The sequence below is a fragment of the Aquiflexum sp. genome (assembly GCF_041749095.1).
In the GTDB taxonomy this organism is placed as follows: domain Bacteria; phylum Bacteroidota; class Bacteroidia; order Cytophagales; family Cyclobacteriaceae; genus Aquiflexum.
This window is the reverse complement of record NZ_JBGTCA010000175.1, coordinates 1-8,257: the sequence shown is the minus strand read 5'-3', so window position 1 is coordinate 8,257 and position 8,257 is coordinate 1. Positions and strand designations below refer to the sequence as shown.

General features: G+C 41.5%; 8 protein-coding genes. 4 read left to right on the top strand and 4 right to left on the bottom strand.

Features of this window, described 5'->3' with window-relative positions; translation table 11 throughout:
* From ACEW8O_RS08800 to ACEW8O_RS08785, 4 genes are all read right to left on the bottom strand, one after another.
* Window positions 1–1,658, bottom strand: a 1,658-nt coding sequence (locus ACEW8O_RS08800; protein ID WP_373494254.1) for an SMP-30/gluconolactonase/LRE family protein, incomplete at its 3' end; no start/stop codon positions are given.
* Between the two features lie 128 nt (window positions 1,659–1,786).
* Window positions 1,787–2,152, bottom strand: a complete 366-nt coding sequence (locus tag ACEW8O_RS08795; RefSeq protein WP_373494253.1) for a DUF2200 domain-containing protein — start codon at window positions 2,150–2,152, stop codon at window positions 1,787–1,789.
* A 21-nt stretch (window positions 2,153–2,173) separates the two neighbouring features.
* Window positions 2,174–2,914: a hypothetical protein gene (locus tag ACEW8O_RS08790; RefSeq protein ID WP_373494252.1), complete on the bottom strand. Its 741-nt coding sequence runs from the start codon at window positions 2,912–2,914 to the stop codon at window positions 2,174–2,176.
* Window positions 2,915–3,079: 165 nt separating this feature from the next.
* Window positions 3,080–3,631: a DUF4256 domain-containing protein gene (locus tag ACEW8O_RS08785; RefSeq protein ID WP_373494251.1), complete on the bottom strand. Its 552-nt coding sequence runs from the start codon at window positions 3,629–3,631 to the stop codon at window positions 3,080–3,082.
* Window positions 3,632–3,817: 186 nt separating this feature from the next.
* On the opposite strand from ACEW8O_RS08785, the gene ACEW8O_RS08780 reads away from it, so the two are divergent.
* The 4 genes from ACEW8O_RS08780 to ACEW8O_RS08765 all read left to right on the top strand — a co-directional run.
* Window positions 3,818–5,671: a ChbG/HpnK family deacetylase gene (locus ACEW8O_RS08780; RefSeq protein ID WP_373494250.1), complete on the top strand. Its 1,854-nt coding sequence runs from the start codon at window positions 3,818–3,820 to the stop codon at window positions 5,669–5,671.
* Between the two features lie 292 nt (window positions 5,672–5,963).
* Window positions 5,964–6,647: a response regulator transcription factor gene (locus ACEW8O_RS08775; protein WP_373494249.1), complete on the top strand. Its 684-nt coding sequence runs from the start codon at window positions 5,964–5,966 to the stop codon at window positions 6,645–6,647.
* A complete protein-coding gene (locus tag ACEW8O_RS08770; protein ID WP_373494248.1) occupies window positions 6,644–7,897 on the top strand; it encodes a sensor histidine kinase in 1,254 nt (417 codons plus the stop codon). The genes ACEW8O_RS08775 and ACEW8O_RS08770 overlap by 4 nt, the downstream gene beginning before the upstream one ends.
* 70 nt (window positions 7,898–7,967) lie before the next feature.
* Window positions 7,968–8,257 (top strand): carboxypeptidase-like regulatory domain-containing protein (locus tag ACEW8O_RS08765; RefSeq protein ID WP_373494247.1); only part of this gene is annotated, 290 nt, incomplete at its 3' end.

Sequence of the window (8,257 nt, the reverse complement as noted above, 5' to 3'; positions counted from 1 at the left end):
ATCGTCGAAAAATCAGGCCCGCCAAAACAGAGGTTGGATGATTGACCGGCGCCATAAGGCATCGGTAAAATAGCGTTGACGCGGCCCAGTTGGTCGAGCACTTGAACACCCAATCTGGAGGTGACATAAATGCGACCATCCGTATCACATTTCAATCCATCGCTCCACGCATTTTGTGCGGAGTCCGGTTCGTGCAGCCAGCCGAAGCGTTGCTTGTGTATAAGCCCGCCATCAGGTGCGATACTGTAAACCCATACCCATTTTGATGCGGATTCGGTTACATACAGGCCTGTTTGATCCGGGGTAAGTGACAAACCATTTGCAAACTTTAAGCCTTCATCCAAAACCGTCTTTGTGCCATCAGGCTTTATCAAAAATAGCTGGCTGGACCCTGTTTCGCCCTTAGGCGCAGTAACGTAGATATTTCCATTGTATGCAATGACCAGGTCGTTTCCCGCTATACTATCTGCTACAACTCTTTCATTGCCGTTGGCATCGTATGAAAGTACCTGCGCTGTTTTACCTGCGGCAGTGTAGCGATTGCCGTCTTTGCCAAAAACGGTTCCGGAAGCTTTTTTTGCATCTACATCTAAAGTCGTGATTTTGCCGTCCAGGCCAATTTTATAGGTTTTAGAATTTGGTATGTCCTGGAAAAAAACTTCACCTTTTGCATTGGCGGCAATGCCCTCGGTAAAACTGTACCCCTCGCCTACCAGCTCCCAATCTTCACCGGGAATAAGCAGATCAGTTATGAAAGAATTTTTTGAAGCGCCCGTTGTCACGGCTTTTGGATAGTCCTTCCATAACCAACGCATGGCTTCCGGAAACAAAGCGGTGCCATGTTTTCCATTATGGCCTCCTTCGCCCCATACGTGGGCAACTTCATAACCTGCAAAACTGAGTGCCCGCTCCATCATTTGGTTGACCATCCACCAATCGCCGGCATAAATATTCAGGTCATTGCTGCCGTCCTGCAAAAATATGCGGATAGGTTTGGGCTCATATTTGCGGATCAATGTCGGATAGTGGTCAGCTCCCCTCAGGCCTACATATGTTCCAACGGAACTGAACACACGGCTGAAAGCATCAGGCCGTTCCCATGCAGCCGTGAAAGCGCAGACGGCTCCACTGCTGCTGCCGCCAATCGCCCAGTCATTTGCGTTTTGGGAAAGCCGTATGACACGTCCATCACTTGTTTTTTGTTTTTCTACTTCAGGTAAGAGTTCATCCAGGATAAATCTTGCATACTGACCGCCAAGGCCATCATACTCATAGCTGCGGTTGTAGCGGTTGAGTGCTGTGGCTTCCTGCTCTGCTACTACTTGTCCATGCATCACAAATACACCAATAGTTACCGGCATCTCTCCTGTATGGATGAGGTTGTCCATTACGGTTGGCGCCTTCCATTGAATGCCATCCTGATTTACATAGACACACGCCGGCTTATCGGGATTGTATTGTGCAGGTACATATACCCAATATTCACGCCATGTGCCGGGAAAAATTTTTGATAGGCTGAAAGTAAATTTCAATACTTCGCCCTTTGGCACACCGGCTTTTTCAATTGAAGCCGGATCATCAGGATAGTTTTCTTCCGGCGCTTGTGCAAAGGCAATTGAGTTTAAAAAAAGAAGACAGGAAAATAACAATGGTTTCATATGATTATAATTTTAAAACGTTTTTAAGAAGATCGATATGTTTTTCGGCAGCATACCAAAGCAGCATTGGTAAATCCCATCAAGTCGATAAGGACCGAGTGGAATGGTATTCAAAGTTTCACATTACCCTACCCTTTCCGCAGGATCTTTTCCATTTTCTTGCCTTTCGCCAGTTCATCGACCAACTTGTCCAGATACCGGACTTTTTGTGTCAAGGGATTATCTATTTCTTCAATGCGGTAACCACATATCACACCGGTGATCAGGTGTGCATTTTGGTTTAATTTAGCCTGCTTGAAAAAGGTTTCAAAAGATGCTTGTTGATCTATTAGCTCCTGCAATTTCACTTTATCGAAGCCGGTCAGCCATTCTATGACTTGGTGCAATTCTTCTTTTGTTCTACCTTTTTTCTCGACTTTGGTGACGTAATGGGGATATACCGAACCGAAGGTCATGTTTGCCATGCGGTCGTTGTGGGTGTCCGTAGGTTTCATATCTTGATCGTAATTGGTTTCTTACATTAAATATTTATTCGGAATGTTAGTGGGTGAATAATCAATCCCATACTTGGCTTTAATTAATTTTGACACCACCTCATATATTGATTTTTCTTTTCTTTGAAATTGGGGTAGTAATCCCATCATCGCATAGCTGATTGGGTTGACTGAAGGAATGAAAGTTTCCCAATCATAGCCCTCGCCCCAAATAAGTCCTTTTACTGTGAAAGATAAATCCGCTGAATTGGAAACAAGAAAATCCATCATTTCAATGCATACATTGGCATGTTGGTTTACCGTATGAAATATGGGTGTCTGTCCTCCAAACCCAATCTGATTCATACCTGCTTTGATATTCACATCCATGCCCAGTTTCACTAGAATTTTTGCACATGCGACATGGTTGTATTCTGCACAAATATGGAGTAATGATGCCTGGTATAATGGAGTAAAGGCACAATCGAAAGTATATCTATTATTAAGGGCTTCCTTATTTTCATTCAATAATATTTCCAGAGAATCCGCATCATCCAAAAAAACAGCCAACAATACTTTATCATCAAACTTAAGTCCATAATCTACAAAAACCTTGAAACATTCACGGAATGTAGGCCCCCGACCATATTCGGTAATGAGTTCATTAATTAGGGGTTTATTTTTAAATATTGCATTTGGACTTATTCCATTTTCAAAGCATGTTTTTATTCCCTCGACTGAGTGGATTTCAATTTCACCAATGATCTTTTGTAAATAGTCCATAAATTTTTTATAAATCTGCCCAATTAGATAGTTTATTTTCCCTGCCCCTTTCTATTTAAGAATCAAGAAAAGCATTCCCTTTATTCATGATTTTCAAATTTCCATCAAATCACCTGAAGATCAAATCTTCTCCTGATGCAGATTGAGAAAATACCTTAAATCTGATTATACCCTCAATATCCCCCTAAATCCCCTAGCGCCATAATAAGATTCAGCGCCATTGTGATAAATGAAGACCCGACCAAACCGCCAATCTCCGAAAATGGCCCCTCCAAGTTTTCTGATCTCAGATGGGGTTTCAACCCAACTTGAAGACTTGGAATCAAAATTACCCAATCGCTGCAAATCCCTATACTCTTCCTCATTCAAAATCTTTATGCCCATTTCTTCTGCCATACCCAATGCACTGTTTTTGGGCTTATATTCTTTCCTGGATTCCAAAGCCTCGTGATCATAACAAATGCTACGGCGGCCTTTAGGGCTTTCAGAAGAGCAATCTACGAAAATGAACTCTCCTGTTTTCCCATCCTTTCCTATCACATCAGGTTCTCCTCCTGTGATGTCCATTTCATTGAGTGACCAAAGTTTTTTTGGCATTGCCAATAGTCTTGCTTCCACCTCTTCCCAATCCATCCCTTGGTGGCGGTTCATGTTTTTTTGAAATCGGGTTTTCAAGATTTTAAGCAAGGATTCGGTCAGTTCTGCTGTCAGTTTCATGGGCTGGTATTTTTTAGCTGGGTTAGGGTTTTTATTGTTGGTTTTGTTTTCACCAATATATGTAGGTGTTTCAATCCTTTTTTAAAGTACGGATGCTACTCATAGAATTACAAAACATATTCAAAAAAAATTGACTCAACCTTATCCATAAAATTGTTATTTTTCCCTTATCCAAAATGACCAACCATGAGCATATTCAAAAAAACCCTTTCAATTGTATTTTTAACCCTATTATCCCTTTTTTCTTATGCCCAACAACTTACGGGGCCACGATTGATTGTAAGGGGTGATGACATGGGTTCTTCCCGTTCAGCCAATTTGGCCAGCATTGAAACCTTTACCAATGGCATAGAAACTTCCATCGAACTGATGGTAGTGACACCTTGGTTTCCTGAGGCTGCCCAAATGTTGAAGAAAAATACCGGAATTGATGTGGGCTTACATTTGGTCGTCACGAGTGAATGGGACGGCATCAAATGGAGGCCTTTGACCAATTGTCCCAGTCTGACGGATCCGGATGGATATTTTTTACCGATGATGGGGCCGAATAAAAACTATCCCGGAATGGCCATTACTGAGAATCAATGGAAATTGGACGAAGTTGAAAAGGAGTTCCGGGCACAGATTGGGTTTGCCTTGAAGCATGTTCCCCAAATCAGCCACCTGTCAGGCCATATGGGTTCTACCGGTTTTCATCCTGATGTCGCCAAATTGGTAGCAAACCTATCCGAGGAATATGATCTCCCTGTGATGAGTCGGGAAGTCATGCAGACATTGGGGGTGTCAGGGATGACCTATGATGGTCCAAAAGGAACATCTTCTGAAAAGGAAGCTTCTTTTATCAGGATGTTGGAAAAACTTGAACCGGGAAAATCATACATGTTTGTAGACCATCCATCCTATGACAATGTAGAAATGCAGGGTGTGGGCCATATCGGATATGAAGATGTTGGGGTGGATAGGCAGGGAGTTACTGATACCTGGACGAGTGAAAAAGTAAAGGAAGGAGTTGCAAACAATGGGATTGAACTGGTCAATTTTATCACCTTAACCAAAGCTTTGCCCCGAAGTAATCCTGAAAAGGAGAAGGTCAATCCCCAGGCCATTTCAGAATATCTTGACGCTGTCGAAACCAATGAACAAGACCTTCACAGCCTGATGATACTGAGAAACGGTAAAGTTGTCCATGAACAGTGGTTTGGGGAAAATGCCGCAAACAAGACCCATGTTCTGTATTCTGTCAGCAAGACATTTACTTCAACGGCTATTGGTTTTGCGATTCAGGAGGGACTTTTGAATGTTTCCGATAAAGTCATCTCATTTTTCCCAGACAAACTACCAAAAGAAATCAGTCCGGATCTTCAGTCTTTGGAAATCCGGCATTTGTTGACCATGACCGTGGGACACGATGTAGATCCGACTAGATTGCTGAGGGAAGGTGATGATCTGGACTGGGCAGAAGCGTTTTTGGCCTTCCCTATAGAACATAAGCCGGGTCACCAATTTGTCTATAACAGTTTGGCTACCTATATGCTTTCAGCCATTATCACAAAAGTAACCGGACAGCGGATTTTGGATTATTTACAGCCTAGGCTTTTCAGGCCATTGGGAATCGTGGAAGCCACTTGGGATGAAAGTCCTCAGGGAATCCAAGTCGGTGGTTGGGGGCTTAAGGTAAAGACGGAGGACATGGCAAAACTTGGTCTTTTTTATCTACAGAAGGGACAATGGAACGGCAAACAACTACTCACCGAATCATGGTTTGATGAAGCAACTGTCGCCCAAGTTCCTTCCTTACCTGCCGGAGTAAAAAAAGAGAATTTGAAAGTTGAAGCAAAAGATTCTGATTGGATGCAGGGTTATGGCTATCAGCTTTGGAGAAGCCGCCAAAACTCCTACCGGGCAGATGGTCTCAATGGGCAGTTTATCTTGATACTTCCCGAGAAAAATGCGGTAATCGTGACAACTGCCAATATTCCAAAAATGCAGGAAGAACTCAATCTGATCTGGGAACATTTGTTGCCGGGGTTTGAAGATTAGGGAATAACCTGCTATCCGGCATTTCCTGCTATTCGGTATTTGAAATGCCGAATCCAGATAAATGGGATTTGTAATCCCAATTGTTCCTACAGACTAGACGATCGGAATTACAAATTCCGATTTATCTGTTTTCGAGATTGCACATCTCGAGAAGCTGGTGTATTTATTTTCCACTTCAAATTTCCTTCAGATTTCTTATCGAATATTATTAATTATGCAGATCAACAATGCGGTAATCGGATATCGACAAAATTTCAAATAGTTTTGCTCCGATTGCGTAGAGATTTCACAAATGAAGATATTATTGATCGAGGATAACAGGGAATTGGCCCAAAGTATCACTCAGTACCTTTCCCATGAGGGGATTATCTGTGAGGTCGCGGGCAATCTTTTTGATGCCCAGGATAAAATCCTGTCTTTTGAATACGATTGTGTCCTGCTGGACCTGATGTTACCGGATGGCAATGGCCTGGGCATTTTGGAAATAATTAAAAAATTAGAGGTCAGGCCCAACGTTTTGATCATTTCTGCAAAAAATTCCCTTGATGACAAAATCAGAGGATTGGATCTCGGTGCCGACGATTATTTGCCCAAACCATTTCACTTGTCTGAGCTCTTGGCCAGATTAAGGGCTATTTACAGAAGATCCAAGCTGAGTGGATCGGATGAAATTCGGTTCAATGAAATAATGATCCATCACCAAATCTTACAAGTCAGTATTCATGGGAAACAGTTGGATCTGACAAAAAAGGAGTTTGACCTATTGGTGTTTTTGATCACCAATAAAAACAGGGTTTTGGGAAAAAATGCCATTGCCCAGCACCTTTGGGGAGATTACACCGATAATCTATCAAGTTTTGATTTTATCTATCAGCACATTAAAAACCTACGAAAGAAAATTTCTGAGGCTGGTGGAAACGATTACCTCACTACCGTGTATGGCATTGGATATAAATTTGGAGAACCCCAATCATGAAACTTCTAAACTTGCTTACTTCTGTTTATTTGATCATCATCATGTTGGCACTTCTAATCGGAGGTTTTTTCATTTATAGGAAACTGGGGGCAGAAATTGATTTTGAGTTGGGAATGGAGTTGGACAGGCAAATAGAAGCCTATGCTGAAAGGATCCGACAGGGAATTCCACCTGAGGCCTTGGTAAATGATAGATTGGAAATCATTGAATTGCCTTTCCACCTTGAAGTAGAGAATCTGAGTATTCGGGACACCATTGCATATCACGACCCATTAAATAGGGAAGAAAAACAATTGAAAGCGATCAGGTCATTCAAAATAGAAAACAAGCATTACAGAATTTCCTATTACAATCTTGTAGTTGAAGCAGAGGATATTACCGAAACCGTGGTTTATACCATGCTGGTTGTCTTTTTTATCCAACTGGTATTCTTGGGGCTATTTTTCCGGGGAATTTCCAATTGGTCCTTACAGCCATTCCAGCACACATTGCATAAGATCCAACAATTCAATTTCCAGACAAACAAACCTTTGCATTTTGAGAAAAGCAAAGTATCAGAGTTTAATCACCTTAATGAGTTTTTGGAAAGGATGACCCAAAAACTGCTTAAGGATTACAGGCAGATCAAGGAATTTTCCGAAAACATTTCCCATGAGATCCAAACCCCTGCTGCCGTGGTCAGCGGAAAATTGGAAAATCTGATGAACTTGGAAATGACAGAAGAACAGGCACACCTGATATACTCTGCCTACGAAAACAATGAGAAGATCCATCGGATTGTAAGGTCTTTGAGCTTATTGGCCAAACTGGAAAATGAAGAGTTTGAACCTCCCTCCCAGATCGACTTTTCTGAAATCCTTATCAAAAACATTGAATTGCTTTCTGAGCTGATCACCTTGAGCGACTTGGAATTGCAAACCAAAATCAAACCCAATGTCATGGTGAAGATGCATCCTTTTATTGCAGAGATCATGATCAATAATTTATTGGGCAACGCCATCAAGCACAACCTTAAAGGCGGTTGGATCAAGGTCAAGCTTGATATCAATCAAATGATAATCCAGAATTCAGGAACTTCATTGCAACATGATCCAAGTGAATTGATCCAAAGGTTTAAAAAAGAAAGTGACAAACCTGAATCCGTGGGTTTGGGTCTGGCTATTGTCAATCAAATATGTAAAACATATCAATTCAGTTTTGGTTATGCTACAGATGTGAGTAACCATACTACTACAATTGATTTCAAATAGCCAACTTCAAAATTGAATCAGATTGTAACGGTATTTTTGTATAACAATCAATTAAACCGAGTCTAATTCAATGAAACGATTAAAGTATTTTATTACCGTTATTTTTCTGATCGGCATTGTAGTTTCGGATGTAATCGGTCAATCTTATCCGGTAAAAGGAACTATTCTGGATTCAGATTCAAATGATCCCTTGGGCTTTGTGCAGGTGGCTATTTTTTCTTTGAAGGACCAAACAAGGCCAATCAGTTTTTCGGATTCGGATAAAGATGGACTGTTTTCCCTTGACGTCCCCAAAGGAAAATATACCTTCAAAGCTTTCTTTTTGGGGTACAAAGATTTTCTCCTAGAAGAAATGGAGAT